25 protein-coding genes are annotated in these 23956 nt (G+C 67.5%); 13 read left to right on the top strand and 12 right to left on the bottom strand.

The window, feature by feature from the left end; translation table 11 throughout:
• The first annotated feature begins 22 nt into the window (after positions 1-22).
• Together ACQ86G_RS25530 and ACQ86G_RS25525 are read left to right on the top strand one after the other, a co-directional pair.
• Entirely contained in the window at positions 23-736 is a 714-nt protein-coding gene (locus ACQ86G_RS25530) for a response regulator (protein ID WP_431261495.1), read from the top strand.
• A 13-nt stretch (positions 737-749) separates the two neighbouring features.
• Entirely contained in the window at positions 750-2270 is a 1521-nt protein-coding gene (locus tag ACQ86G_RS25525; protein ID WP_431257904.1) for a HAMP domain-containing sensor histidine kinase, read from the top strand.
• 39 nt (positions 2271-2309) lie between these two features.
• Here ACQ86G_RS25525 and ACQ86G_RS25520 read toward each other — a convergent pair whose 3' ends face one another.
• Genes ACQ86G_RS25520 through trpS form a run of 3 tightly spaced genes read right to left on the bottom strand, consistent with a single transcriptional unit; the run spans position 2310 to position 5222 of the window.
• Positions 2310-3698 (bottom strand): MATE family efflux transporter, encoded by a 1389-nt coding sequence (locus tag ACQ86G_RS25520; RefSeq protein WP_431257903.1) that lies wholly within the window; start codon positions 3696-3698, stop codon positions 2310-2312.
• A complete protein-coding gene (locus ACQ86G_RS25515; RefSeq protein WP_431257902.1) occupies positions 3695-4195 on the bottom strand; it encodes a DUF3717 domain-containing protein in 501 nt (166 codons plus the stop codon). The genes ACQ86G_RS25520 and ACQ86G_RS25515 overlap by 4 nt, the downstream gene beginning before the upstream one ends.
• Before the next feature lie 10 nt (positions 4196-4205).
• Positions 4206-5222 (bottom strand): tryptophan--tRNA ligase, encoded by a 1017-nt coding sequence (trpS, locus tag ACQ86G_RS25510; RefSeq protein WP_431257901.1) that lies wholly within the window; start codon positions 5220-5222, stop codon positions 4206-4208.
• A 155-nt stretch (positions 5223-5377) separates the two neighbouring features.
• Between trpS and purN the strand changes: the two genes are divergently transcribed.
• Complete coding sequence (purN, locus tag ACQ86G_RS25505) at positions 5378-6016, top strand: phosphoribosylglycinamide formyltransferase (protein WP_431257900.1); 639 nt, start codon at positions 5378-5380, stop codon at positions 6014-6016.
• Between the two features lie 42 nt (positions 6017-6058).
• On the opposite strand, the gene ACQ86G_RS25500 is transcribed toward purN, so the two are convergent.
• Entirely contained in the window at positions 6059-6709 is a 651-nt protein-coding gene (locus ACQ86G_RS25500; protein ID WP_431257899.1) for a DUF1345 domain-containing protein, read from the bottom strand.
• Between the two features lie 29 nt (positions 6710-6738).
• Complete coding sequence (locus ACQ86G_RS25495; protein WP_431257898.1) at positions 6739-7017, bottom strand: DUF1653 domain-containing protein; 279 nt, start codon at positions 7015-7017, stop codon at positions 6739-6741.
• 71 nt (positions 7018-7088) lie between these two features.
• Here ACQ86G_RS25495 and ACQ86G_RS25490 point away from each other — a divergent pair, with 71 nt between their 5' ends.
• The 3 genes from ACQ86G_RS25490 (at position 7089) to ACQ86G_RS25480 (ending at position 10483) form a co-directional block, all read left to right on the top strand.
• On the top strand, positions 7089-8357 hold the full coding sequence (locus ACQ86G_RS25490; RefSeq protein ID WP_431257897.1) for an RsmB/NOP family class I SAM-dependent RNA methyltransferase: 1269 nt from the start codon (positions 7089-7091) through the stop codon (positions 8355-8357).
• A gap of 246 nt (positions 8358-8603) precedes the next feature.
• The gene (locus ACQ86G_RS25485; RefSeq protein ID WP_431257896.1) at positions 8604-9815 is read left to right on the top strand and encodes a DesA family fatty acid desaturase; all 1212 of its coding nucleotides are present in this window, start codon (positions 8604-8606) and stop codon (positions 9813-9815) included.
• Between the two features lie 149 nt (positions 9816-9964).
• Positions 9965-10483: a DUF3016 domain-containing protein gene (locus tag ACQ86G_RS25480; protein WP_431257895.1), complete on the top strand. Its 519-nt coding sequence runs from the start codon at positions 9965-9967 to the stop codon at positions 10481-10483.
• A 99-nt stretch (positions 10484-10582) separates the two neighbouring features.
• On the opposite strand, the gene rpmG is transcribed toward ACQ86G_RS25480, so the two are convergent.
• From rpmG to trxB, 3 genes are all read right to left on the bottom strand, one after another.
• Complete coding sequence (gene rpmG / locus ACQ86G_RS25475; protein WP_067273562.1) at positions 10583-10753, bottom strand: 50S ribosomal protein L33; 171 nt, start codon at positions 10751-10753, stop codon at positions 10583-10585.
• A gap of 22 nt (positions 10754-10775) precedes the next feature.
• On the bottom strand, positions 10776-11009 hold the full coding sequence (gene rpmB / locus ACQ86G_RS25470) for a 50S ribosomal protein L28 (RefSeq protein WP_088407487.1): 234 nt from the start codon (positions 11007-11009) through the stop codon (positions 10776-10778).
• Between the two features lie 254 nt (positions 11010-11263).
• Positions 11264-12223, bottom strand: coding sequence for a thioredoxin-disulfide reductase (trxB, locus tag ACQ86G_RS25465; protein WP_431257894.1), 960 nt, complete (start codon positions 12221-12223; stop codon positions 11264-11266).
• A gap of 215 nt (positions 12224-12438) precedes the next feature.
• Here trxB and ACQ86G_RS25460 point away from each other — a divergent pair, with 215 nt between their 5' ends.
• The 5 genes from ACQ86G_RS25460 to ACQ86G_RS25440 all read left to right on the top strand — a co-directional run bounded on the left by ACQ86G_RS25460 (position 12439) and on the right by ACQ86G_RS25440 (position 18730).
• On the top strand, positions 12439-13107 hold the full coding sequence (locus ACQ86G_RS25460; protein ID WP_088383470.1) for a Crp/Fnr family transcriptional regulator: 669 nt from the start codon (positions 12439-12441) through the stop codon (positions 13105-13107).
• Positions 13108-13389: 282 nt separating this feature from the next.
• Positions 13390-15582: a DNA translocase FtsK gene (locus tag ACQ86G_RS25455; RefSeq protein WP_431257893.1), complete on the top strand. Its 2193-nt coding sequence runs from the start codon at positions 13390-13392 to the stop codon at positions 15580-15582.
• 93 nt (positions 15583-15675) lie between these two features.
• The gene (gene lolA / locus ACQ86G_RS25450; protein ID WP_431257892.1) at positions 15676-16296 is read left to right on the top strand and encodes an outer membrane lipoprotein chaperone LolA; all 621 of its coding nucleotides are present in this window, start codon (positions 15676-15678) and stop codon (positions 16294-16296) included.
• A gap of 28 nt (positions 16297-16324) precedes the next feature.
• Entirely contained in the window at positions 16325-17737 is a 1413-nt protein-coding gene (locus ACQ86G_RS25445) for a replication-associated recombination protein A (RefSeq protein ID WP_431257891.1), read from the top strand.
• Between the two features lie 3 nt (positions 17738-17740).
• Positions 17741-18730, top strand: a complete 990-nt coding sequence (locus tag ACQ86G_RS25440; RefSeq protein ID WP_431257890.1) for an amino acid ABC transporter substrate-binding protein — start codon at positions 17741-17743, stop codon at positions 18728-18730.
• On the opposite strand, the gene ACQ86G_RS25435 is transcribed toward ACQ86G_RS25440, so the two are convergent.
• Positions 18645-19676, bottom strand: a complete 1032-nt coding sequence (locus tag ACQ86G_RS25435) for a LysR family transcriptional regulator (RefSeq protein WP_431257889.1) — start codon at positions 19674-19676, stop codon at positions 18645-18647. The genes ACQ86G_RS25440 and ACQ86G_RS25435 overlap by 86 nt on opposite strands.
• A 100-nt stretch (positions 19677-19776) precedes the next feature.
• Here ACQ86G_RS25435 and sugE point away from each other — a divergent pair, with 100 nt between their 5' ends.
• On the top strand, positions 19777-20097 hold the full coding sequence (gene sugE, locus ACQ86G_RS25430; protein WP_431257888.1) for a quaternary ammonium compound efflux SMR transporter SugE: 321 nt from the start codon (positions 19777-19779) through the stop codon (positions 20095-20097).
• Positions 20098-20186: 89 nt separating this feature from the next.
• On the opposite strand, the gene ACQ86G_RS25425 is transcribed toward sugE, so the two are convergent.
• A complete protein-coding gene (locus tag ACQ86G_RS25425; protein WP_431257887.1) occupies positions 20187-21257 on the bottom strand; it encodes a hypothetical protein in 1071 nt (356 codons plus the stop codon).
• A 127-nt stretch (positions 21258-21384) separates the two neighbouring features.
• On the opposite strand from ACQ86G_RS25425, the gene ACQ86G_RS25420 reads away from it, so the two are divergent.
• Positions 21385-21705 (top strand): hypothetical protein, encoded by a 321-nt coding sequence (locus ACQ86G_RS25420; RefSeq protein WP_431257886.1) that lies wholly within the window; start codon positions 21385-21387, stop codon positions 21703-21705.
• On the opposite strand, the gene ACQ86G_RS25415 is transcribed toward ACQ86G_RS25420, so the two are convergent.
• On the bottom strand, positions 21702-23231 hold the full coding sequence (locus ACQ86G_RS25415; protein ID WP_431261494.1) for a TRAP transporter large permease: 1530 nt from the start codon (positions 23229-23231) through the stop codon (positions 21702-21704). The genes ACQ86G_RS25420 and ACQ86G_RS25415 overlap by 4 nt on opposite strands.
• On the bottom strand, positions 23231-23839 hold the full coding sequence (locus ACQ86G_RS25410; RefSeq protein WP_431257885.1) for a TRAP transporter small permease subunit: 609 nt from the start codon (positions 23837-23839) through the stop codon (positions 23231-23233). Before ACQ86G_RS25410 ends, ACQ86G_RS25415 begins: the two co-directional genes overlap by 1 nt.
• Positions 23840-23956: the final 117 nt, after the last annotated feature.

Genomic DNA, 23956 nt, shown 5'->3' with positions numbered 1-23956 from the left:
GGTGGCTGCACCGCAACGCCCGATGAACCCACGACTGCTCCTGATCGACGACGACGCCCGGCTCACCGCGATGCTGGGCGACTACCTCAGCAGCGCCGGCTTCGACGTCAGCTTCGCCGGTTCGCTGTCGCAAGGCCGCACCGAGCTCGAGGCCGGCCAGTTCGAGCTGCTGGTCCTGGACCTGATGCTGCCCGACGGCGACGGCCTCGAGTTCTGCCGGCAACTGCGCGGCGACAAGCGCTGGCGCCGCCTGCCGGTGCTGATGCTGTCGGCGCGCGGCGAGCCGATGGACCGCATCCTCGGCCTGGAACTGGGCGCGGACGACTACCTGCCCAAGCCCTTCGAACCGCGGGAACTGCAGGCCCGCGTGAAGGCGCTGCTGCGCCGCACCGAGCCCCAGGCCATGGGCGACGAGGTGCTGCGATTCGGCCGCCTGGAGATCGACCTGGCGGCCCGCCAGGTGCGCCTGGACGGCAACGCCTGCGACCTGACCAGCCACCAGTTCGACCTGCTGGTCGTGCTGGCACAGAGCCCCGGCCGCGTGCTCTCCCGCGACCAGATCATGGACGCGCTCAAGGGCCACCCGCTGGAGGCCTTCGACCGGTCGATCGACGTGCACATCTCGCGCATCCGTTCGGTCATCGAGGACGACGCCAAGAATCCCAGACGCGTGCTGACGGTGCGCGGCGCCGGTTACGTGTTCGCCCGCAAGCAGGACGCCGAAGGCCTCGAATGAAGGCTGCGACGCGGTGAAGGCGCTGTACCTGCGCATCTACATCACCGTCGTGGTGGTGTTGCTGGCGTTTGCGCTCGGTTCGGCGTGGCTCTTCCAGGGTCGCATCGAGCAGGAGCGCGGGACCTTCGAGCAGGCCGCCTCGGAGCGCCTGGTGGCGCTCGCGGTGCTGGTGCAGCGCGCCCTGCCGCCGGTGACGGCGTCGACGGACGAGCAGGCCGACGCCGTCGAGGACTGGGGCCAGCGCCTGCGCATGGCGCTGGCACTGGAAGATTCGCGCGGACGCCGCATCGGCGCCTCGCCGCTGTTCGAGCGCCGCGAGGACCTGCCGGGTTCGCGCGTGCAGCGCGTACCGCTGGATGACGGCCGGCATCTGCTGTTCCTGCGTCTGGCGCGACCACCGGGCGCATCGGGACCGATCGGCCAGGACAAGCTGGAAGCCGACGCGCGCGCCGCGAGCGGTCCGCACCGGATGCAGCGCGAGCGCCGCGATCCCTTCGTCGACGGTCCGCCGCCGAACGACGCCCGCGACCCCATCCGGCGCGAGCCGCGTCCGGAAGTCGAGCAGATGCGTCAACGCATGCTGGACCGCCTGGAGCAGCAACGTCGCGAAGACGCGGCGAACGGTTCCTGGCTGCCGGGCTGGATCCCGCGCCCGAGCGGCGAGGCCTTGGCTGTGCTGCTCGCGATGCTGTTCGTCGCGGTGGCCGTGGGCGCGTATCCCGTCGTGCGTCGCCTGACGCGCCGCCTCGAATCGTTGAAGTCCGGCGTCGAGCAGTTCGGCGCTGGCGACCTGAGTTTCCGTGTGCAGGACAATGGCAAGGACGAGGTCGCCGCGCTGGCGACCAGCTTCAACCTCGCCGCCGAACGGATCGAGGCCTTGCTGCGATCCCAGAAGAGCCTGCTGGCCAATGCGAGCCATGAGTTGCGCTCGCCACTGGCGCGTCTGAAGATGGCGTTCTCGATGCTGGACGACGCGTCGCCCGCGCAACGCGCGCGGCTGGGTCAGGAAATCAACACCAACATCGTCGAGCTGGACGCGCTGGTCGAGGAAGTGCTGCTGGCCAGTCGCCTCGAGGGCGGTGCGCAGTCGCTGAGGCTGGAGCCGGTCGATCTGCTGGCCATCGCCGCCGAGTCCGCCGCACTGGGCGACGCCGAGCTGGAGATCGAGGACGGCATCGCGCGCCTGCCGCTGAACGGCGATGATCGCCTGTTGCGCCGCGCCTTGCGCAACCTGCTCGAGAACGCGCGCCGTTACGGCGGGCCGGTCGTGGAGCTCAAGGTGCGTCGCGCCGGTCAGGACCGCGTCGAGTTGCAGGTCTGTGACCGCGGCCCGGGCGTGCCCGAGCCGATGCGCGAGCGGATCTTCGAGGCCTTCTTCCGCCTGCCCGGTCATGCCGAGGTGTCGGGCGGCGTCGGCCTGGGTCTGAGCCTGGTGAAGCAGATCGCGACGGCGCATCAGGGCACTGTACGCTGCGACGCCCGCGAAGGCGGCGGAAGCTGCTTCGTCATCACGCTTCCGCTGAGCGCGGCCTGACGAGTTTCTGGAGCGGTTCCAGAGAGGTCGCAGGGACGCTCAGGGACCGATCTCCCGGCGATGGACGAGGGCCAGCAGGATGCTGAGCCCGATCGCGGCCGCCGCGAGCCCGGCCGAGGCGGCGCTCCAGAAGCCCATCGCCCCCTGCATGATCGCGGGCAGCGCGACGGCGTGGTCGCCGAAGACCAGCCAGTAGCCTCCGCCCAGTCCGAGCCCCCAGATCGCGAACGCGTAGATCAGCATCGGCGCGGTCGCGATGTGATGAGCGCGCAGCACGAAGGCGGCCACGGTCTGGCCGGCGTCGGACACGTGGAAGAGCCACAGCCAGCCCAGCAGGGGCAGGGCGGCCGCGATCACGGCGGCGTTGCTCGTGTACAGGCCCAGCACCTGCTCGCGCAGCGAGAAGACCACGCCGCCCAGCACGAACGCGATCGCCAGCGCGATCTCCAGTCCGTGCCAGCCGAGCCGGCGCGCCGCGGCGTAGTCGCGGGCGCCCATCGCCTGCGCCACCAGCGTGCTGCAGGCGTTCGCCTGCGACAGCGGCAGCATGAACATCATCGCGACGAGGTTGGCGCAGAGCTGATGCCCCGCCACCGGCGTCGTGCCCAGCCGCGCGATGAAGATCGCCATGAAGGTGAAGCCGGTGACCTCGATCAGCACCGAGGCACCCATCGGCACGCCCAGCTTCAGGAGCCGCATCAGCGTGTCCTTGCGCGGGCGGTGCAGCCCGCTGCGGGCGAAGCCGAAATCGGCATAGAACGGATCGCGTCGCAGCACGGTCAGTGCGATGAGCAACTGGCTCCACATCACGATCGCCGTGGCGATCGCACAGCCGACCGCGCCCAGCGGCGGCACGTGCAACGGCCCCAGCGTGAAGCCGCCGATCAGCAGTGCGCTGGCCGGGAACTTCAGCAGCAGCCCGCCGATCTGCAGCGCCATCACGGCCTTGGGTCGCGAGACGGCCGTGTTGAAGCCGCGGTAGGCGGTGAACAGCAAGGCCGCCGGCAGCGCGACGCCCAGCATGCGCAGGTAGTCGCGGATCTTGGCGGCGATCTCGGGGCTGACCTGCGAGATCGCCAGGAAGGGGTGCGGGAACCACAGGATCACTTCCCCGACGACCGACAGCGCCAGCGCGAGCCATGCCGCCTGATGCAGGCTGTCGCCGGCCTCGGCCATGCGTTTCGCGCCGAAGAGCTGCCCCGCGACCGGCGAGATCGCCAGCACGACGCCCATCAGCCCGACGAAGACCGAGGTGTAGACGGCCGAGCCCACCGCCAGCGCCGCCAGGTCGATCGCGGAATGGCGCGCGACGAGCAGCGTGTCGATCGTCGAGTACGCCAGCACCGCGAGTTGACCGATGAACACGGGCCATGCGAGCGGCAGGATCTGACGCAGGCTCGCGAGCCGGCCGTGCAGCGCTGCGCTCAAGCGGAGTCCTTGCTGGACGCGTCAGCACCGCCGGCTTCCGCCGAGCCGGCGGCATTGACCGTGCCGGTCAGGTGGGTCGTGCCGCTGGCACCGCGCAACTCGATGGCGCGCTCCGCATACCGGTTGAAGCGCCACGCCGTGCCTTCGATCGTGATGCGTCGCCAGGTCGCGCGCTTCTCGCCGGGCGTAAGCACCGGCCAGTTCTGGACCTCGTCGAAGCTGCGACCGCAGCCCTTGCAGAGCTCGTCGCCCTGGCTGGTCGAGCAGATCGCGATGCAGGGGGCGTCCGGCGTCGTGTCGTACCAGCGCATCCACGCCGCGAGCGCGTGCGGCGGCATGGAGTCCTCGTCGCATTCGGTCTCGTGGTGGAAGACCATCAGCGCATAGACCTCCGCCAGCGCGCGCAGCTCCGGGCCCAGCGTCACGCCGTCACCCGGCGAGCGTTGGCGCCACCAGTTGATGGCGGATTCGAGGTCGGTGATGTGGATGCCGGCCATCTCGGTCGTCTCAGTAGTCGATGCCCATCGCGCCGCGCACCTCGCGCAGCGTCTTGCGTGCCACCGCACGGGCACGTTCGGTGCCGACCTCGACGATCCAGTGGACCTTCTTCGGATCGGCGAGCAGTTCGTCGGCGCGGGCGCGCCAGGGCGCCTGTTCGTCGTGGATCGCCTCGATCAGCGGCTCCTTGCAGTCCAGGCAGCCGATGCCCGCGCTGCGGCAACCGGCCTCGACCCAGGCGCGCGTGTCGCTGTCGGCATAGACCTTGTGCAGCGCCCAGACCGGGCAGCGCTCGGGCTCGCCCGGATCGCCGCGGCGCACGCGCTGCGGGTCCGTCTGCATCTTGCGCACCTTGTCGGCCACGACCTCCGGCGCGTCGCGCATCGCGATCGCGTTGCCGTAGGTCTTGCTCATCTTGCGGCCGTCCAGGCCGGGCAGTCGCGAGGTCTCCGTCATCAGCGCCTGCGGTTCCGGGAACAGCGGCGCGGTCGGCGGCCGGTAGAGGTGGTTGAAGCGGCGCGCGACTTCGCGCGTCACCTCGACGTGCGGCGCCTGGTCCTCGCCCACCGGCACGAAGGCGGCCTTGTAGATCAGGATGTCGGCCGCCTGCAGCAGCGGGTAGCCGAGGAAACCGTAGGTCGCCAGCTCGCGGTTCCCGGCCACGAGGTCCTTGTAGCTCGGCATGCGCTCCAGCCAGCTCGACGGCGTGCTCATCGCCAGCAGCGTGAACAGCTCGGCGTGCTCCGGCATGCGACTCTGGATGAACAGCGTCGCCTGTTCGGGATCGACGCCGGCCGCGAGCCAGTCGACGACCATGTCGTACACGCTCTGCTCCAAGCCCTCGCGATGCTGGAAGTGCGTCGTCAGCGCGTGCCAGTCGGCGACGAAGAAGAAGCAGTCGTAGGCCGACTGCAGCCGCACCCAGTTCTTCAGCGCGCCGTGGTAGTGGCCGAGGTGCAGCGCGCCGGTCGGGCGCATGCCGGACAGCACGCGCTGGCGCGGGGTGGGGGTGGAGTGGTCGGTCATGGCGGAGGGCTTGGGCGGTGGCCGCGCCGGGGCGGGCGGTCTCGGAACGAGGCCGCTCGATCAACGGCAGACGGCGACGGCGGGAGGGCGATTGTAGGGAGCCGCGGCCCGGTCGACGGCGGTCATGGTCATGCCCTTGGCTACACTGCCGGCCCATGAAGAACATCGTGATCCTGATCTCCGGGCGAGGCTCCAACATGGAGGCCATCGTCCAGGCCTGCGCCGCCGGCGGATGGCCGGCCCGCATCGCCGCGGTGATCAGCAACCGGCCGGACGCCGGCGGCCTGGAATTCGCGCGGACGCATGGCGTCCCCACCGCGGTCGTCGACCACAAGGCCTTCGGCAAGGGCGACGCCGCGCGCGTCGCCTTCGACGCGGAACTGCAGCGCGTCATCGACGGTTTCGCGCCCGATCTGGTGGTGCTGGCGGGCTTCATGCGCATCCTCACGCTGGGCTTCACCGGCCACTACGCGGGCCGGATGCTCAACGTCCATCCGTCACTGCTGCCGGCCTTCACGGGCCTGCACACCCATCAGCGCGCCATCGAGGCCGGCTGCCGGGTGGCCGGCGCGACGGTGCACTTCGTGACGGCGGAGCTCGATCACGGACCGATCGTCGCGCAGGCCGTGGTGCCGGTGCTCGACGGCGACGACGAGGCGGCACTCGCCGCGCGCGTGCTCAAGCTCGAGCACCGCATGTATCCCAGTGCCGTGCGCTGGTTCGTCGAGGATCAGCTCGTGACCGAGGGTGCTTGCGTGCGCCATCGTGGCGGCGAATCGCAGATGTTCAGCTGAGCGTCCTGCCGCAGGGAGGCCTCGGATCCGAGGCCGTGGCAGTCATCCCAGCATGCCTGCCAGGAAGTTGATCGTCAGCGCCAGCACCACGGTGTTGAACACGAACGCCTGGATCGCCTGCACGAGCACCAGCCGCCGGATCGGTCGCGCGCTGACGACGACGTCCGAGGTCTGGGAGGTCGCGGCGACGGTCGCCGCGAAGTAGAAGAAGTCCAGGTAGTCGGGCGCTTCCTCGTCGCCGGGGAACTCCAGCCCGTGGGGCGCCTTCGGCCCGCTGTGGAACAGCGACGCGTACGCCAAGCCGAACTCCACTGGCAGCAGCAGCCAGGACCCGGTTAGCGTCGCCGACGCCACCAGCAGATGCGGCCAGGCCTGCAGCAGGCCGGACTCCTTCACCTGCGCCAGCTCCAGCGCGATCGCCGCCATGCTCGCGGCGCCGCCGAGGATCGCCAGCACCAGCACCGTCGGCGCGCTGTCCGCGACGGCGCGGGCCTGCTCCTCGACGTCTTCCGCGTCGGTGCGGAACATCATCCAGCCGATCAGCACGAGGTAGGTCCAGACCCCGGCACTCCAGCCGAGCAGCGTGCGGGTGTGCCAGGCCAGCTCGACCGGCCAGGCCGCCGCCAGCAGGGCCCCGGTGCCCGCGCCGATCAGCAGGCGGGGGCGGCGCTTGATCTGGTGCAGCAAGGGCATGGGGGGTTCAGCGGGCGGTCCGTCCAGGTTCAACCCGCCATCAGGGCGAAGCGGGGCTGCAGGACGCCGTCGATCTCGACGGTGCCGAAAAACATCTCGTAGGGGCGTACCCACAGGCCGCTGTCGTTGTAGAGCGGCGCATACAGCACGAGTGCCTCCAGCGTCTCGCTGTGGCGCACGACGCCGCGGACCTCGTATTCGCCGCCCTTGTAGTGGCGGTAGCGGCCGGCAGGGGCTTTCGGCAGCGGCGGCAACGGGTCGCCGGCGCCGTGCGCCGTGGGGTCCTGGGTCGTGTGGGAATCGCTCATGGAGGAGGGTGCGTGACGGCGGGAACAGGGCAGGGCGCGGTCCCGGGCCCGGAGCCTGGGATAATCGGGCGATGCATCCTAATGCCCTTCTTGAACTCTGCGCCGAACTGGTGGACAGCCTGCTGCTGTTCGACAAGCCCGCCGACTCCCTCGTTTCCGACTTCTTCCGTGCGCACAAGGCGCTCGGCCAGCGTGAGCGCCACACGGTGGCCGAGACCGCCTATGCCGTGCTGCGCCTGCGTCCGGTGCTGCAGCATCTGGCCCAGTCGGGCCGCGGTCCGATGTCGCGGCGGCTGGCGATCCTCGCCTGGGCCGGCAGCGAAGCCTTCCTCCGCGCCGCGCTCATCGACGAAGAGCAGCACTGGCTCAAGCAGGTGGCGAAGGTCGACCGCAGCAAGCTGCCGGCGAAGTTGCGACACAACCTGCCCGACTGGATCGTCGACCCGCTGAAGCAGCGTCTGGGCGACGAGCAGTTCTGGCAACTGGCGGAGGCTGTCAACGTGTCGGCGCCGCTGGACCTGCGCGTCAACCTGTTGAAGGCCAAGCGCGAGGACGTGCAGGCCGCGCTCCAGGAGAAGGGTTTCGCGTCGTCGCCGACGCCGTTCTCGCCCTGGGGGCTGCGGCTCGAAGGCAAGCCGGCGCTGCAGAAGCTGGATGTCTTCACCAGCGGCCAGGTCGAGGTCCAGGATGAGGGCAGCCAGCTGCTGTCCCTGCTGACCGAAGCCAAGCGCGGCGAGATGGTCGTGGACTTCTGCGCCGGTGCCGGCGGCAAGACGCTGGCGCTGGGCGCCGCGATGCGCAACACCGGTCGGCTGTACGCGTTCGACGTCTCGGGACACCGGCTCGACAAGCTCAAGCCGCGCCTGGCGCGCAGTGGACTGTCCAACGTCTACCCGGTGCAGATCAGCAACGAGCGCGACGAGCGCGTCAAGCGCCTGGCCGGGAAGATCGACCGCGTGCTGGTCGATGCGCCATGCTCGGGCCTGGGTACCCTTCGCCGCAATCCGGACCTGAAATGGCGCCAGTCGCCGGAGGGCATCCAGGAACTGCACGCCAAGCAGCTGGCGATCCTGAACAGCGCCTCGCGCCTGCTCAAGCCGGGTGGTCGCCTGGTCTATGCGACCTGCTCGCTGCTGGATGCCGAGAACGAGTCCGTCGCCCAGGAGTTTGCCGAGGCTCATCCTGACTTCACCTTCATCCCGGCGCAGGACGTGCTGACGCATGCGCAGATCGAGGCGTCCCAGGCGGCACAGCTGTCGGAAAACGGCTATCTGCGCCTGTGGCCGCATCGTCACCAGAGCGACGGCTTCTTCGCCGCGGTCTGGGAACGGAAGAAGTAAGCCTGCCGAGCTGCCGAGCTGCCGGGCGCCGGATCCAGGCGCCGGAAAGGTGGTTTGTTTTTGATACGAACGGCTTGTACCGTTCGTTCGATCACGTCTTCAGGCCCTTCCGGCCCTGAAGCGTCAAAAGACCGGCGGGAAAGCCGCTTACATCCGGGCGATTTCTAGAGTGCGTCGCCTACAATCGGGGCTTCCTGTGGACAACTGGCTCCCCGCGAGCAGGGTTAGGACCGAATGAACGTATTGATGTCTGTGCACGACGCCATCCTGGCGTGGATGATCGACGGCCTCACCGGCGCCAGCTGGTGGCAGATCGTCGTCTTCACCTTGGTGGTGACGCATATCACCATTGCTGGCGTCACGATCTTCCTGCACCGGGCCCAGGCCCACCGCGCCCTCGACCTCGGGCCGATCCCGTCGCATTTCTTCCGTTTCTGGATGTGGCTGACGACCGGCATGGTCACCCGCGAATGGGTGGCCATCCACCGCAAGCACCATGCGAAGTGCGAGACCGAGGACGATCCTCACAGCCCCGTCACCCGCGGTATCAAGACCGTGATGACGCGTGGCGCCGAGCTGTATCGCGCCGAGGCGAAGAACGAGGAAACGATCAGGAAGTTCAGCCATGGCGTGCCGGACGACTGGATCGAGCGCCACGTTTACACGGGCCGGTCGGTCTGGGGTGTGTCCTTGATGCTGATCATCGACGTGGCGCTGTTCGGCGTGGCCGGCATGGCCGTCTGGGCGGCGCAGATGGCCTGGATCCCGTTCTGGGCTGCGGGCGTGATCAACGGCGTCGGCCATTACTGGGGCTATCGCAACTTCGAGGCGCAGGATGCGTCGACGAACGTGTCCCCGTGGGGCGTGATCATCGGTGGCGAAGAGCTGCACAACAACCACCACACCTACCCGACTTCGGCCAAGTTCTCGGTCAAGCCGTTCGAGTTCGACATCGGCTGGGGCTACATCCGCGCGATGGAAATGATCGGCTGGGCGAAGGTCCGCAAGACCGCGCCGCAGATCAAGACTGGCGAGCTGAAGGCGGTGGCCGACAAGGACACGCTGGAAGCGATCATTGCCAACCGCTATGAGGTGATGGCCCGTTATGCGCGCGGTCTGCGCGGTGTCTGCAAGGCCGAGCTGATCCAACTGAAGGCGGCTGGCGAGCAGCACAGCGTCAAGTTCCATCAGTTCAAGCTGGCCACCCGCTGGCTGCATCGCGACGCCGAGAAAATCCCGGTGGCGTATCAGGCGCAGTTGGACGGTGCCCGTGCGGCGAGCCCGGTGCTCGACAAGCTGGTGACGATGCGCGAAGAACTGCGTCAACTGTGGACCCGCACCAATGTGTCGGCCGAACAGCTGGTGCACGACCTGCAAGCCTGGTGCCGCAAGGCCGAGGAAAGTGGCATTGCCGAACTCAAGGCCTTTGCGACTGGCCTGCGCACGGTGCGCGTCTGATCGGACGTCGGACTCATTGGGGGTGGGATCGTCCATGGTGACGGTCATCACCCAGCGGCTGATGAAGCAATGCAAAGGGCGCCCCTACCGGGCGCCTTTTTCTTGGCGGCGCTCATAATTTGTGGAGACTCTCAGACAAGGAGACTGACATGATGGCCTCGACCTTCTTCAAGCGCGCCGTGCTGTTCGGCCTGACGAGCATGAGCCTGGGCGCTATCGCCGCGGCCGCTCAAGCGCAGGCGGAAGTCAACTTCATCAAGCCGGAGAACTTCTCCGACATCGGTTGGGGTGGTGTGGATCGCGACAACGCGATGAAGCAGCTGGAGGATCACTTCAAGGCGCTCGCAGCGCGCGAGCTCCCTGGCAAGCAACTCAAGATCGACATCACGGACGTCGACCTGGCAGGTGAGATCGAACCGCGCGTCCGCATGGACCGCATCCGTATCCTCCGGTCGGTGACGATCCCGCGCATGAGCTTCGCCTACACACTCAGCGAGAACGGCCAGGTCCTGAAGTCCGGCAAGGCGGATCTGAAGGACATGGACTACCAGAACACTGGCAGCAACCGTTACTTCGATACCGAGTCGTTGCGCTACGAGAAGAAGATGATCGACGACTGGATGGCGCGTGAACTGCTGGGCAAGACGAGTCTGGCCCCGATCCGCTGAGTGCGACTTGAGGAGGGGTGGGGAGATGGCCCCGTCTCTCGATCGCCCATGAAAAAACCCGCCGAGAGGCGGGTTTTCTTCTTCAAGGACCGGGCTGAATCACTTCAGCTTGGTTTCCTTGTACAGCACGTGCTTGCGTGCCTTGGGGTCGAACTTCATGAATTCCAGCTTTTGGGGCGTGGTCTTCTTGTTCTTGTTGGTGGTGTAGAAATGACCGGTGCCGGCAGTGGATTCCAGCTTGATCTTCTCGCGTCCGCCTTTGGATGCCATGGTGTCGCTCCTGGTTCAGTGATTAGGCTTGACCGCGCGAGCGCAGGTCGGCCAGCACGGCGTCGATGCCCTTCTTGTCGATCAGACGCAGACCTGCGTTGCTGATGCGAAGACGGACCCAGCGGTTTTCGCTCTCGACCCAGAAACGGCGGTATTGCAGGTTCGGGAGGAACCGGCGCTTGGTTTTGTTGTTGGCGTGGGAAACGTTGTTCCCGACCATGGGCTTCTTGCCCGTGACTTCGCAGACGCGTGCCATGAGGACACTCCGATACTTGTCATCCGGCGACCGTCCCAATCGTCTCGACCTTGCTGTCGAATCGCGGGCGGCGGCCTCACCTCGCCATAGGGTGGCGGTATCCCATCCTCCTCGCGTCAAGATCCTTCACAGGTTGATGGCGCGGGGAAACGAAGAGTGTAGCAGAAACAGGCCGGCCCGCGCAAAGACGGGCCGGTCGAGGTCTTCGGGCGGGAGCCCCTCGCGGGGCGCCGCGCTCGTGGAGCCCGAGAGGGTCAGCTCGATTCCTGCTCCAGGAAACGTTGCGCGTCCAGTGCGGCCATGCAACCCGTTCCGGCGCTGGTGATGGCCTGGCGATAGACGTGGTCCTGCACATCGCCGGCGGCGAACACGCCCGGCACGCTGGTCATCGTGGCGAAGCCTTCCAGGCCGCTCTTCGTGCGGATGTAGCCGTCCTTCATCTCGATCTGTCCCTCGAAGATGTCGGTGTTGGGCTTGTGGCCGATCGCGATGAAGCAGCCCTGCAGCTTGACGTCGGTCGTCGTGCCGTCCTGCGTGCTCTTGATGCGCACGCCGGTCACGCCGCTGGCGTCGCCCAGCACCTCGTCCAGCGTGTGGAACACGTGCAGTTCGATCTTGCCGGCCTGGACCTTGTCCATCAGCTTGTCGACCAGGATCGGCTCGGCGCGGAACTTGTCGCGGCGGTGGATCAGGTGGACCTTGCTGGCGATGTTGGACAGGTACAGCGCCTCCTCCACGGCGGTGTTGCCGCCGCCGACGACGCAGACTTCCTGCTCGCGATAGAAGAAGCCATCGCAGGTCGCGCAGGCGCTGACGCCGCGGCCCATGAACGACTCTTCCGACGGCAGTCCCAGGTATTGCGCCGAAGCGCCGGTGGCCAGCACGACCGCGTCGGCCGTGTAGACCGCGCTGTCGCCGGTGAGCGTGAACGGACGCTTGGAGAAGTCGACGCTGTTGATGTGGTCGAAGACGATCTCGGTCTGGAAGCGTTCGGCATGTTCCTGGAAACGCTGCATCAGTTCCGGGCCCTGCACGCCCATCACGTCGGCGGGCCAGTTGTCGACTTCGGTGGTGGTCATCAACTGACCCCCTTGCGCCATGCCCGTCACCAGAAGCGGCTTCAAATTGGCGCGCGCCGCGTAGATGGCGGCGGTGTAGCCGGCGGGGCCGGAACCGAGGATCAGCAGTTGGGCGTGGCGGGTGTTTTGGCTCATGACGGGGGAGGTGGGGATGCGTTCAGCGGGCGCAAGGGGACGACGGCAGGTCGACAGCAGGTCCACAGCCTAAGGGGACGAGCGGGCGGCCTATGGCGTTGACCCTATGAACAGCCGTGAACAAATTGGCACAATGCATCCATTCTAGGTGGCGGGTCCCTCTGCCATCCTGAGTTCCACGATTGACCCTAACCACCGACAGGAGGCATCCCTTCATGGCCATGTTGTCCAACTTGGATCTGATCCGCAGGGTTCCCTTGTTCTCCCTGCTGACCGCCGACCAGGCCCAGTCCATCGCGGACAGCGTCGTCAAACGGCGCTTCAAACGCGGCGAGTTGATCGTCGAGCAGGGCACCAAGTCCAATGCGCTCTTCATCCTGCTCAACGGCCGCGCCCGCGTGCTGACCGCGGACAGTCGCGGCCGCGAAGTGATCCTCGCCGTGCTGCAGCCCGGCGACTACGTCGGCGAGATGAGCCTCATCGACAACGAGCCGCACTCGGCCACGGTTCGCGCCGAGGTGCAGACCGACATGCTGGTGCTGGGTCGCGCCGATTTCGGCCGCGGTCTGCCGGAGTCGTCCAGCCTGGCCTACGGCATCCTGCGCGGCCTGGTCGCTCGTCTGAGAAACGCCGACCGCCAGATCGAGTCGCTCGCGCTGCTGGACGTCTACGGCCGTGTCGCGCGCACGCTGCTGGACATGGCGGAGGAGGAGAAGGGCGTGAAGATCATCCGTGGCAAGGTGTCGCGGCAGGACATGGCCAAGGTCGTCGGCGCGTCGCGCGAGATGGTCAGCCGCGTCATGAAGGACCTCGAGGACAAGGGCGTCATCGAGACGCTCGAGAACGGCTCCGTGGTCATCAAGGAACGTCTGCAGCACGACTGACGCCTGCGTTGACGCGCCATCGATCGGCGCCTCAACGTTTCTTCACCTTGGTGAGGTGCCCCGCGTCCGGGACGCGGGGCTTGTGCGTCACAATCGAGGGATGAGTTTTCCCGGTTCCCTGCTGGGCGGCGGTGACGACGCCGCCCCGACCGAGCGCCCCGCGCCGGCACGCAAGTCCAAGAAGGCCGCGCCGCCGGCCGCCCCGCCCACGCCCCCAGTCCGCTGCGCACGCCGCTGTGGCTGCTGATCGGCGCGCTGGTGTGGTGCCTGGTCTTGCTCGCGATGGTCAGCCATGACCGCGCGGATGCCGCCTTCAGCACGGCGGGTACGTCGGCCCCGGCGCACAACCGCGTCGGTGCGCTCGGCGCCTGGATCTCCGACCTGATGCTGTTCGGCTTCGGCTACTCGTGCTGGTGGCTGATGCTGATATCGCTGCGCGCGTGGCTGAGCGGTCTGGCCCGCATGCTGCGCGCCGATGGCTCGTCGGTGCCCACGCTCAAGGAGCGCCTGCCTGCGCTCGCCGGCGTCGTGCTCCTGATCGCCGCGAGTTGCTCGCTCGAGTGGACGCGGCTGTGGCGTTGGGACGAGTACCTGCCCGGCGGGCACGCCGGCGGGGTGCTCGGCTACTTGCTGGGCCCGTTGAGCATGAAGCTGCTGGGCTTCGCCGGTTCCGGCGTCGTGTGGATCGCCGCGCTGGTGGCCGGCGTGTCGCTCGCGCTGAAGTTCTCCTGGCTGCGCGTGGCCGAGCAGATCGGTACCCGGATCGAAGCCTTGATCGAGAAGCGCACCGAGCGCCGCGAGATCGCCGAGGACAAGCGGGTCGGCAAGGAGGCCAAGCGCGAGCGCGAAGCCGTTGTCGAGGTCGAGCGCCTGGTCGAGGAAGAGCACCACATCCCCATCGTCATCGAGCCCCCGGTGGCCGAGGTGCCGAAGTCCACGCGCGTCATCAAGGAGCGGCAGCAGACGCTGTTCACCGATCCCACCGACGCCAAGCTGCCGCAGGTCGACCTGCTGGATGCGCCGCCGCCGCGCGTCGAGACGGTGACGCCTGAATCGCTGGAGATGACCAGCCGCATGATCGAGAAGAAGTTGAAGGACTTCGGCGTCGACGTGCGGGTGGTGGCGGCGTCGCCGGGACCGGTGATCACGCGTTACGAGATCGAACCGGCGACCGGGGTGAAGGGCTCGCAGATCCTCGGCCTGGCCAAGGACCTGGCGCGGTCGCTCAGCCTGACCTCGATCCGCGTGGTCGAGACCATCCCGGGCAAGAACTACATGGCGCTGGAGCTGCCGAACGCGCGTCGCCAGACCATCCGGCTGTCCGAGATCCTCGGCTCGCAGGTCTACGCCGACGCCGCGTCGCCGCTGACGATGGGCCTGGGCAAGGACATCGTCGGCCTGCCCGTGGTGGCCGACCTGGCCAAGATGCCGCACTGCCTGGTGGCCGGCACGACCGGTTCGGGCAAGTCGGTGGGCATCAACGCGATGATCCTGTCGGTGCTCTACAAGGCCGAGGCCCGCGACGTCCGCCTGATCCTGATCGACCCGAAGATGCTGGAAATGAGCGTCTACGAAGGCATCCCGCATCTGCTGGCGCCGGTCGTGACCGACATGAAGCAGGCCAGCAACGCGTTGAACTGGTGCGTCAACGAGATGGAGCGCCGCTACAAGCTCATGTCCAAGATGGGCGTGCGCAACCTGGCGGGCTTCAACAAGAAGATCGCCGACGCGGCCGAGCGCGAGGAGAAGATCCCCAACCCGTTCAGCCTGACGCCGGAAGAGCCGGAGCCGCTGGAGCGCCTGCCCCACATCGTCGTCGTCATCGACGAATTGGCCGACCTGATGATGGTGGTCGGCAAGAAGATCGAGGAACTGATCGCCCGTCTGGCGCAGAAGGCGCGCGCGGCCGGCATCCACCTGATCCTCGCGACGCAGCGTCCGTCGGTCGACGTGATCACCGGCCTGATCAAGGCCAACATCCCGACGCGGCTGTCCTTCCAGGTGTCGAGCAAGATCGACTCGCGGACCATCCTCGACCAGATGGGCGCCGAGGCGCTGCTGGGCATGGGCGACATGCTCTACATGGCCTCGGGCACCGGCCTGCCGGTGCGCGTGCACGGCGCGTTCGTCAGCGACGATGAGGTGCACCGTGTCGTGGAATACCTGAAGGAGCAGGGCGAGCCCAACTACATCGAAGGCATCCTGGAAGGCGGCGTGCTCGACGGCGATGGCGGCGGCGATGGGCTGCCCGGCCTGACGGCGGGTGGCGACGGCGAATCCGACCCGATGTACGACCAGGCCGTGGGCATCGTGCTGCAGCACAAGCGGGCGTCGATCTCGCTGGTGCAGAGACATCTGCGCATCGGCTACAACCGGGCGGCCCGTTTGCTGGAGCAGATGGAGAAATCCGGCGTGGTCTCGGCGATGGCCACCAACGGCAACCGCGACATCATCGTGCCCAAGCGGGACGATTGACGGCGGCCCCACCGACGCGACGGCCACGCGCGATCACCGAGCGCGACTACCGGACACGATGAATGAACGCGACGAATGATTGAGGCTTCCTCCATGTTCCGACCCTTGACCCGTGGCATCGCGGCGATCGCCCTCTGCTTCACGACCCTGGCCCACGCCGACGGCGTGAGTGCGCTGCAGCAGTTCGTCAGCGAAGTGAAGAGCGGTCGCGCGACCTTCACGCAGACCGTCACCGCGCCCGACGGCAAGCGCAAGAAGACGACGACCGGCACCTTCGAGTTCCAGCGGCCCAACCAGTTCCGCTTCAGCTATGCGAAGCCGGCGGAGCAACTGATCGTGGCCGACGGCAAGGAAGTGTGGATCTACGATCCCGATCTCCAACAGGCCAGCGTCCGCAACATGGACCAGGCGCTGGGCGCGACGCCGGTCTCGCTGCTGGCGGGCGGCGATCTGTCGAAGGACTTCACGTTGAAGGCGCTGCCGGCGGCCAACGGTCTCGACTGGGTCCAGGCGACGCCCAAGCGCAACGACAGCGGGCTCCAGAGCCTGAAGCTCGGCTTCAAGGGGCGTGAGCTGGGCGCGCTGGAGATCGTCGACGGATTCGGCCAGCAATCGGTGATGCAGTTCAGCGCGATCGAGCCCAACGCCAAGGTGTCGGCCGACCGCTTCCGCTTCACGCCGCCAGCGGGCACCGACATCGCCCGCCAACCTTGAACGTTGAACGGCTGGTGAGCCTGCATCGATGAGCAACGCGTCGCTCTTCCCGGACGAGTTCGATCCCGTGCCCAGCGGACGTCCGTCGGCGGCCGCGCCAAGCCCGCACGCGCCGCTGCCCGAGCGGCTGCGGCCGCGCAAGCTCGACGAGGTCGTCGGTCAGCGCCACCTGCTGGGCGAGGGCATGCCGCTGCGCGTGGCGCTCGAAAGCGGCAGGCCGCACTCGATGATCCTGTGGGGGCCGCCCGGCGTCGGCAAGACGACGCTCGCGCGCTTGATGACCCAGCATTTCGACGCGCAGTTCATTGCGATCTCGGCGGTGCTGGGCGGCGTCAAGGACATCCGCGAGGCGGTCGAGCGCGCGCAGGCCGCGGCGGGGCAGGGGCGTCGCACGATCGTGTTCGTCGACGAGGTCCACCGCTTCAACAAGGCGCAGCAGGATGCCTTCCTGCCGCACGTCGAGTCGGGCCTGTTCAGCTTCATCGGGGCGACGACCGAGAACCCGTCCTTCGAGGTGAACTCGGCACTGCTGTCGCGGGCGACGGTGCACGTGCTGAAGGCGCTCGACGAGCAGGACATGCGCGAACTGCTGACGCGCGGACGCGAGGTGCTGGCGGCGCCGCCGGTGAGCGAAGCCGCCACGCTGCGGCTGATCGGCTATGCCGACGGCGACGCCCGGCGTCTGCTGAACACGCTGGAGACCGTGGCGCAACTGACGCCACCGGGAACGACGGCGATCGACGAGACCTTGCTGGAGCGCACGCTCGGCGAGCAGCTGCGTCGCTACGACAAGGGCGGCGACCAGTTCTACGACGTGATCTCGGCGCTGCACAAGTCGGTGCGCGGCTCCAACCCGGATGGCGCGTTGTACTGGCTGGTGCGGATGCTCGACGGGGGCGTCGACGCGCGCTACATCACGCGGCGGCTGATCCGCATGGCGAGCGAGGACATCGGCAATGCGGATCCTCGCGCGCTGCGCCTGTGCCTGGACGCGGCCGAGACCTATGAACGCCTCGGTTCGCCGGAGGGCGAGCTCACGCTGGCGCAGGCGGTCGTCTATCTGGCGATCGCGCCGAAATCCAATGCGGTCTACAACGCCTACAACCAGGTGCGCGCGCTGATCAAGCAGGACAGTTCGCGGCCGGTGCCGGTCCACTTGCGCAACGCGCCGACGCGGCTCATGAAGGAGCTCGGCTACGGCAAGGCCTATCGTTACGCACATGACTTTCCCGGCGCGTATGTGGCCGGTGAACAGTACCTGCCGGACGGCCTCGAGGATCAGCGTTTCTACGAGCCCGTGCCGCGCGGCCTGGAGATCAAGATCGGTGCGCGCCTCGAGGAACTGCGCCGCCTGGATGCGGGGGCACTCGGACAGGACGGAGCCGGCGGCCTCGGGGATGCCGGTGGCGGCGCGGGCGTCGGCGACGACGGCGAGGCCTGATCGATGGGTACGCGGATCATCGGCGTCGTGACCGCGTTGATCCTGGCGCTGGCGTCAGCGGTCGGCGCGTCGTCCGCGCTCGCTGCGACGGTCAAGCCGGCGCTTGCGGCGCCCGCGGCGTCCGCGTCCCGCCCCGCGCAGCCGCCCGAAGGTCCGACGCTCACGCGCATCCGAGAAACCGGGGTCGTCGTCATCGGCTACCGGCCCGCGTCGGCGCCGTTCAGCTACCTCGATGCGCAGCTGCGGCCGACGGGCTATTCGGTCGACCTCTGCGAACGCGTGATCGCTTCGCTGCGCGTGAAGCTCAGGCTGCCCGACCTGGAGGTGCGGCGCGTCGCGGTCGGTTCGGCGACGCGGATGCCGATGGTCAGCAACGGCACGCTCGACATGGAGTGCGGTATCACGACCAACACGGCCGAGCGTGCGCGCAGCCAGGCGTTCTCGATGACGATCTTCGTGGCCGAAACCAAGCTGATGACGCGCCACGGCGAGAAGGTGGAGAGCCTGCTCGACCTCCGCGGTCGTCCGGTGGTGAGCACGATCGGGACCACCAGCATCCAGCACCTCGCCAAGGTCAACGAACAGCAGGGGCTGAACATCCGCATCGTCGCCGGACTGGACGATCCGGACGCGTTCCAGCTGCTGCGCAGCGGTCGTGCCGATGCCTTCATGATGGACGACGTCATCATCCGGGCGCTGCTGGCGCAGCAGGGCGCCGCGGTCTCGGCCGACGACTATGTGATCTCCGATCGCGCGCTCACGGTCGAGCCCTATGCGATCGGTCTCAACCGCGACGATCCGATGTTCAAGACCATGGTCGACGACGTGCTGATCGGGCTTTACCGAAGCGGCGAGATCCACACGATCTACAAGCGCTGGTTCGAGTCGCCGCTGCCGCCGTCGGGCATCAACCTGAAGCTGCCGATGAACGCCGCTTTCCGGCGCGTGGTCGCGCAGCCGACGGACTCCCCGGATCCGGAGCGCTACCGCTGAGCGCGAGGGCGGCCGTCGCGCCGTCTGTTTTTCGATGACCCGCGACCGTGCCGGAGCAGCTGTCACGGCCGTTCAGCAGCGTCACGAAGCGTCGCGCGGCGAGGCCCAGCGGACGCGTCTGGGTCCACACCACGTCGACGTAGAGCTGCAGCGACGTCGTGAAGTTGCCTGCGGGGATCTGCACCAGTTCCCCCGAGGCCAGCGCCGCACGTACGAACCCGGAAGGAAGCCACGCCCATCCCAGGCCCGCAGACACCATCCGCAGCGCCGCCACGGGGCTGTCGGTGCGCCATTGCACGCGTGACACGGAGATCCGCTTGTCGACGTCGCAGGCGTCGCGGCCGGCGACCAGGATCTGACGCTCGGCGATGAGGTGCTCATCCCGGAGCGCCGATGGATCGAGTGCGAGCATCGGGTGTGAGGCGGCGGCAACGGCGATCAGCGTTTCACGGGCCACTTCCTGGAACTGCTCCGACGGGTCGAGCCCCTGGCGCTCGAAGACCAGTGCCAGTTGCGCGCGGCCGGACTTCAGCATCGCCAGTGCGTCCGCCTGGGGGGCGGTCAGCACCTCGACCTCCAGGAGCGGGAATTCAGCAGACAGGGTCGCCAACGCCTCGCTCCACGGTGTTGCGGCGACAAGTTCCGGCACGACCGTGATCGTCAGCGCGGGCTCCAGCCCCTGGGTCATCGACAAGGCGTGGCGGTTGAGCTGGCCGAGTTGCTCCGCCAGCCGGCGCGCCTGTGGCACCAGCGCGAGCGCCTGCGCACTGGGCACCGGCTCGCGGCCCGCACGATCGAAGAGCGTCAGGTCGAGCTGTGCTTCCAGGTTGGCAATGGTCATGCTCACCGCCGAAGGCACGCGCCCCAATGCCCGCGCGGCGGCGGAAAACGAACCGTGGTCGATCGCGGCGAGGAAGACGCGGACGTTGTCGAGGTCGAAGGCCATGTCGTGGGTCGTGATCTGTCAGTGAAGCTGATGGATTCTGACTTCAACTATCAGGATCATGAACATAAAGTGCCATCCATCCACTTTCAAGGAGATGACGATGGTGTGGGGTGTGTTGTTTCTGGCCGGGCTGTTCGAGATCGGCTGGGCCGTCGGCCTGAAGTACACGGAGGGATTCACCCGGCTGTGGCCGACCGTGGGCACGGTGGCGGCGATGGTGACGAGCGTCGTCCTGCTGGGCTGGGCGCTGAAGCACCTGCCCGTGGGCACGGCCTACGCGGTGTGGACGGGCATCGGCGCCGTCGGCACCGCGATCGCGGGCATCGTGCTGCTGGGCGAATCCGCCTCGTTGGCGCGGCTGGCGTGCATCGGCCTGATCGCGGCGGGCATCGTCGGACTGAAGATGGTCTCGACGCAGTGATCGGTCGGTGCGGTGGCGGTCGGTCGCGCCGACCGGATCAATGTCTCAGTGGCGTTCGATGTCGTGGAGGGGTGGCATCTGTCTGACCGTCAGCGGAACGTCTTGAGCGCCTGCTGGCCGGCCGGGGTCAGGTAAGGCCAGACGGCGTCGATCGGCAACGCGACATCCTCGGCGCAGGGTGTCATTGCATAGGAGGCCTGCGTGTGGAAGACGAGTTGCTTCGGTTCCGGATGGATCGAGCTGCCCATCCAGCGGACCTCGTCGCGGCATTCGGCTTCCTCGCCGTTGTCGGCATAGGCCTTCACCAGCAGTTTCCCGAGTCGCGCATCTTTCGGGATCTCGTTGCGCCAGTCTGGCCGCAGCCACGCGGCGACGTCGGCCTCCGCTCCGGTGTCCAGGCGATACGTGGTGACGCTGTTGCCGTGCCAAGGATGGGCGCCGCCGCAGTAGCCCTCGTTCCAGGTGTCGATGACGACGAAGGCGGTGTTCCAGGCGACGACCTTCTGCGTCTGCGAGGACTCGTAGCCGGCCTCGGGGCCGCGTTCGCGCCGGCCCTGTGCCAGGCAGTCGATGTGATCGAGGACGGCGTCCGCGGCCTTGTCCCACAGCGTCGCGTTCAGCGTCGCGAGGGCAGGTGTCGTCCCGGCCAGACGGACGCCGACCTGCAGAGGGCCGGATGTTGCGCCTCGGGTGCCGGTGCCGCCTCCCGGCACGGGGAGGGTCAGCGTCTCGTAGCGGCGGCCGCCGATCTGGGCGGTCTTTGCGGAGGTCGGCTTGAGCGCGGCCTTGCGGCTCGCGTTGTAGTCGCGTTCCTTGATCGCCACGGCCTCGATCGGCGAAGTCTTCGTGCCGTCGACGGAGCGCCATTCGCCGCGCAGCGTGTCGGCGTCGCAGGTGAGCTTCAGCCGACCTGTCGGCTTTTCCTTGGCGTCGAGTTCCTGCCAGTCGCCGGTCCTGGCATCGCGTACCAGCGTGAGGTCGCCCAGCGAGCTGCGGTAGTAGTAGCGGCCCATGGCGGGGCGGCCGTTGTCGGCGGGATTGAGTTCCACCGACACCGGCGTGGTGCCCAGCGTGCCGCGCCAAGTGCCCTGCTCGCAGGCCCCGGCGGCGTTGGCAGCCAGCGGACTGAGGGCCGCCGCTGCCATCATCAGCGTGATCAACGCGTGAAGGCGGATCGCCGGGATCGAGCGGAGGAGGGGGAAGGGCGTGAGCGCATGAGGTCGACTGTAGCGACCGCAGGGCATGGCGCTTGCCGACGAAGGTCATCGAGACACTCTGGAGATCGCCATGCCTGACTTCGACAAGCCCCGCGACAAGGCCTACGACCACGCTCAGGAGGCCACCTACTGGCGCGACAACTACGCCAAGCGACCCTATATCCAGCAAGGCGACACGCACGACGACTTCGGTCCTGCGTACGCCTACGGCGTCGATGCGTTCGCCCGTTACCCCGATCGCGAGTTCGAGGACTTCGAGGCCGAACTGCACCGCGACTGGGGTAACCAGCGACAGGGTTCTTCGCTGGAATGGGCGAGGGCGAAGCCCGCGGTGAAGGATGCCTGGGATCGCATCAAGGAGGCGTCGAACATGCCCCCGTCGACACGCTAAGGAGCCCCGTCAGAGGCCGCGGAGGCCGGCGACGACGCCGCCTCCGCCGGCAACCCGAAGAGCGCATTCGTATCCGCGTTCGGATCGGTACGCTCCGCCTGGCCGGCGTCGATGCCCTGGAGCATCTCCGTCGCCTTGTCCATGTCGACCGCTTCCGCCTTGTCGAGGAACGCCGTCACCGTGACCGGGAAGAAGATGACGATGGCCACGAGGATCAGCTGCATCGCCACCCAGGGGATGGAGCCCAGATAGATGTCGCTCGACAGCACCTTCCTGGGCAGCGCACCGTTCTTGAAGAGCGTGTCCGAAATCCCTCGCAGGTAGAACAGCGCGAATCCGAACGGCGGATGCATGAAGCTGGTCTGCATGTTCACGCAGAGCATCACGCCGAACCACACCAGGTCGATGCCCATCTTGTCGGCCACCGGGCCGAGCAGCGGCAGGATGATGAAGGCGATCTCGAAGAAGTCGAGGAAGAACGCCAGGAAGAAGATGAACAGGTTGACGACGATCAGGAAGCCGATCTGACCGCCGGGCAGGTTCGAGAGCAGGTGCTCGATCCACTTGCCGCCTTCGACGCCCTGGAACACGAGCGAGAAGGTCCGCGACCCGATCAGGATGAACACCACCATCGCGGTGATGCGCATGGTGCCGATCATGGCGTCCTTGACCACCGGCCAGTTCAGCCGCCGGTGCGACGCTGCCAGGATGAACGCGCCGACCGCGCCCATCGCGCCGGCCTCGGTCGGCGTGCAGATCGCCGTGTCGATGCCGGGCAGGCCGCCCATCGAGCCCAGCACCGCGAAGATCAGGATCGCCGACGGGATGATCCCGCGCAGGCATTTCGCCCACAGCGCCCAGCCGTTGAGGGTGCGCGCTTCTTTGGGGACACCAGGCACATGCTCCGGCCTGATGCGCGACACCATGAAGGTGTACAGCGCGAAGATCAGCACCTGCAGGATCGACGGCCCCCACGCGCCCTTGTACATGTCGCCGACGGGCTTGCCGAGCTGGTCCGCCAGCACCACCAGCACCAGCGACGGCGGCACCAGCTGCGTGATGGTCCCGGAGGCCGCCAGCACGCCGGTGGCGTAGCGCATGTTGTACCCGTAGCGCATCATGACCGGCAGCGAGATCATCGCCATCGCGATCACCTGGCCCGCCACCGTGCCGGTGATTGCGCCCAGGATGAAGCCGACGATGATCACCGAATAGCCCAGCCCGCCGCGCACCGGCCCGAAGAGCTGGCCCATCGAATCGAGCATGTCCTCGGCGAGGCCGCATTTCTCCAGCAACGCCCCCATCAGCGTGAAGAAGGGGATCGCCAGCAGCAGGTCGTTGGACAGGATGCCGAAGACGTTCTGCGGCAGCGCCGCCATGAACGAGGGCGGGAACCAGCCCTGGCTCACCGCGAAGAAGCCGCAGGCCAGGCCCAGCGCGGCCAGCGAGAACGCCACGGGGAAACCGATCAGGATGATGATGATCAGCCCCGCGAACATCAGCGGAGGGAACTGCTCCATCGTGATCATTGCAGCGGCCTCTCGTAGTGCGTGTCCATCTCGACGAGATGCGACAGGTAGCCGATGCGCTTGATCACCTCCGAGATCCCCTGCAGGAACACCAGCGCGAAGCCCACCGGCAGCGTCAGCGCAGCCGGCCATCGGATCAGGCCGCCGGCGTTGCCCGAGACCTCGCCGCTGGTGAACAGCTTCCACGCATAACCGCCGTAGCCCAGCGCGGCGACGGTGTCCTCCGCGCGCATGCCGGTGGTGAGCTTCACCAGGAAGAAGTCCCAAGACAGCCAGCCCGCATACCCCATCACGGGGATCAGGAACACGATCAGGCCGAACAGGTCGACGTAGACCTTGCCGTGGCCGCGCAGTCGCGTGTAGAGGATGTCGACACGCACGTGCTCGTTGAGCCGCAACACCTGCGCCGCGCCGCCCATGACGCAGGCGGCGAACAGGTACCACTGGATCTCAAGGAAGGCGTTGGAGCTGATGTCCAGGCCGTAGCGGATCACCGCGTTCGCGGCGCTGATAAAGCACGACAGCAGGACAGCCCAGGCGGCAAGCGTGCCGAACCGGTCCGTCAGCCAGTCGATGCCCTTGGCAAGTGCAAGCAGGGCTTTCATCGACGAGTCCAGGTCTCCATCTCGAACCCCGGCGGGGAGGGCTCTCGGTTCTTGTGTGTAGACGTGGACTGTAGCCAGCGAGGGCTGTCGGAAAGCTGAATTCGGGTGGGGTTGCGG

This window comes from Roseateles chitinivorans (genome assembly GCF_050632145.1).
In the GTDB taxonomy this organism is placed as follows: domain Bacteria; phylum Pseudomonadota; class Gammaproteobacteria; order Burkholderiales; family Burkholderiaceae_C; genus Roseateles; species Roseateles chitinivorans_B.
This window is presented reverse-complemented; position numbering and strand designations above follow the sequence as displayed.